Below are 2,376 nucleotides of genomic sequence, written 5' to 3'. Positions count from 1 at the left end.
GGTTTCCCGTGATGTTTATCCTCTTGATTTAAGAAACAACAGGTAGCAGTTTTAAGGCTGATATCTATACCTACAAAAAGTGTTTTGAACATAAAGAATCACCTCCCTTGTGAGATGTATTTTGAGATATACATTGGTTCTTTACTCTTATGGGAAACTGCAACCTCGACTTATTATAAGTAGTTTCTTGTCTATCTGGATGCACCTGTCCCAGTCAAGTGACAGAAGATAGAAAGAAGAGCCGCACTGTGTGTCCGCCGGATCCCCCGCTGGGCGTAGCCCAACGGGCGAGCCTGTGGAAGTTAGCATTTAACCAATAAGAGAAAGGGATGCTCTCTTTTGAAAGCACTTTATGTGCAAGGAGGAGCAAGCATTTCCCTCCATATCTCTATCTCACAAAAGATATGATGGTTAAAAACCCGGCTTTTTTAGTCAAATTTTCAAAGAACATTTGTATTAATACTTACTTAAAAACATTAAAGGCATTACAAACATATTATACGAGGAGGAGATAAAATGAGGAGAGAAAAAATTATATTTATTATAAGTATTTTCCTGCTTTGTTTTTTATATTCTGTTAATGGGGAAGAAAGGCAGATTGAGGCAATATGGACTGATGTTCGTCCTATAATTGATGGAAAATTAGAGGGATGTTGGCAAAAAGCGGCAAAAGCAGAAAATTTTTATGATTGTTCTGAATTAAAATTGGCTGATGTTCAAACAACTGCTTATCTACTTTATGATGATAAAGCATTGTATATTGCTTTTTATTGTGATGAACCTAATATAAACGAAATAAATAGGATTCTTTCCTATAAAACCAGAGACAGCAGAATTTGGGAAAATGAATGTGTAGAGATATTTCTTTCCCCTTATTCAAATGGGAGCCCTTATTTTCATTTTATAACCAATGTTGCTGGGACAAAATATGATGCTTTAGGAACAGAATCTTCTTGGAATTATCTTTGGGAAGTTGCTACATCTATTGGTAAGGACTACTGGGTTGCTGAATTTTGTATTCCTTTTTCTTCTTTAAATCTTTCTTCGGATACCAATCAGGTATGGAGAATAAACTTCAACAGGGAGAGAAAGATTTCATGTGAAAATAGTGCATGGTCTTCTACTTTCAGTGAATTTCACAAGCCAGAGAAATTTGGTGTGCTTAGAGGTCTTAAATTTCCAGCACCAACTATTCATATTGTAAGTTTAGACGAGAGAATTGTTTGGGGAAAGAATAAATTCAAAGCAATTATTGAAAACGAAAGCCAGGATGATTGGTCTGGTGTAGCGTATTTGAGAATAGAGGATGAAGAAAGAAACTTCCCGATTACATTGGCAAAAGAGCAGGTAAATATACCGGGTAAAACAATAAAAGAGATTCAGTTAGAAAAATATACCAGACAAAAAGATGGCAGAAACATAGTGTCTCTTACTTTGGAAGATGCGAATGGAGAAGTTATTGTTTCCGCATCAAGAACTCTGCCGATAATTCCACTTTTTTTACAAAAGTTTTTTATACTTTATAAAGGAGAGGAAGATTTAAGTTTTGAGGTTACTGCGCCGGAGATGATTTCATCAGCAAATTTTTATATACTGCAGGGTAAAAAACGGGTTATGGAGAAAAAAGTTAAGTTTTCTACTTCTGGGAAAGAACCAACTATGGTTGCTATACCGACAAAAGGTTTAGAGTGTGGTTCTTATTCCTGTAAAATAGATGTTTTTTTCTTGCAAGAGAAAACTGCGGAAACATTAAATTTTAATTTTGAAATTATCCCAGGTATTTTTTGATAACAACATATTTGTACAATGCAATCTTGAAAAATGGACAGTAGAAGCAAATACTCAGTTCCACAGAAGTCTTTGGACAATTTCCGTTGACTGAAAGTAGAGAGGAGAAAGTAGCAAGATAAAAAACGAAAGGACAAAATCCCTCCCCTTTCTCCTATGACTACGCCCGAAGGGTCACAAGTATTGTTTGAAGGATCATGGGGAAAAACAAATAAGATGTAAGGCATCACGATATTAAGGATTTGTTCTTGGACAATTTTATTTTTTTCTTCTTTTGTATAAGTATTTTTTTAAATCCTAATTGAACTCCCTTAGCAGTAGACCTAATTCTTAGTATCTAAGATATCTTATTGCTCAATAATATACCTACCTAAACTTGAAGAAGTTATTTTAAGAGGGTTTTCAGAATTAAGAGAGTTTTTATTTTCTTAGCGAGTTTATTTGGTAGAAGATGTCACATAATCATATGGTAATAACAAGGTAACTGTTGTGTCAAATAAAAATCTACTCGAAATACTAATTCGTTGAGACATTAAAAATCTACTCCAACACATCTTTTATTTTTCTCTTCTTTTTCTATTTCCATTT

At 34.1% G+C, this 2,376-nt stretch carries 1 protein-coding gene; it reads left to right on the top strand.

The features are described from left to right. Window positions 1-516 precede the first annotated feature (516 nt). Window positions 517-1,788 (top strand): carbohydrate binding family 9 domain-containing protein, encoded by a 1,272-nt coding sequence (locus tag PLW95_08090; protein HOV22615.1) that lies wholly within the window; start codon window positions 517-519, stop codon window positions 1,786-1,788. The last annotated feature ends 588 nt before the right edge of the window (window positions 1,789-2,376 follow it).

Source organism: bacterium (assembly GCA_035370465.1).
Taxonomy (GTDB): Bacteria; Ratteibacteria; UBA8468; order B48-G9; family JAFGKM01; genus JAGGVW01.
The sequence above is the reverse complement of the archived record's forward strand: the minus strand, read 5'-3'. Positions and strand labels throughout refer to the sequence as shown.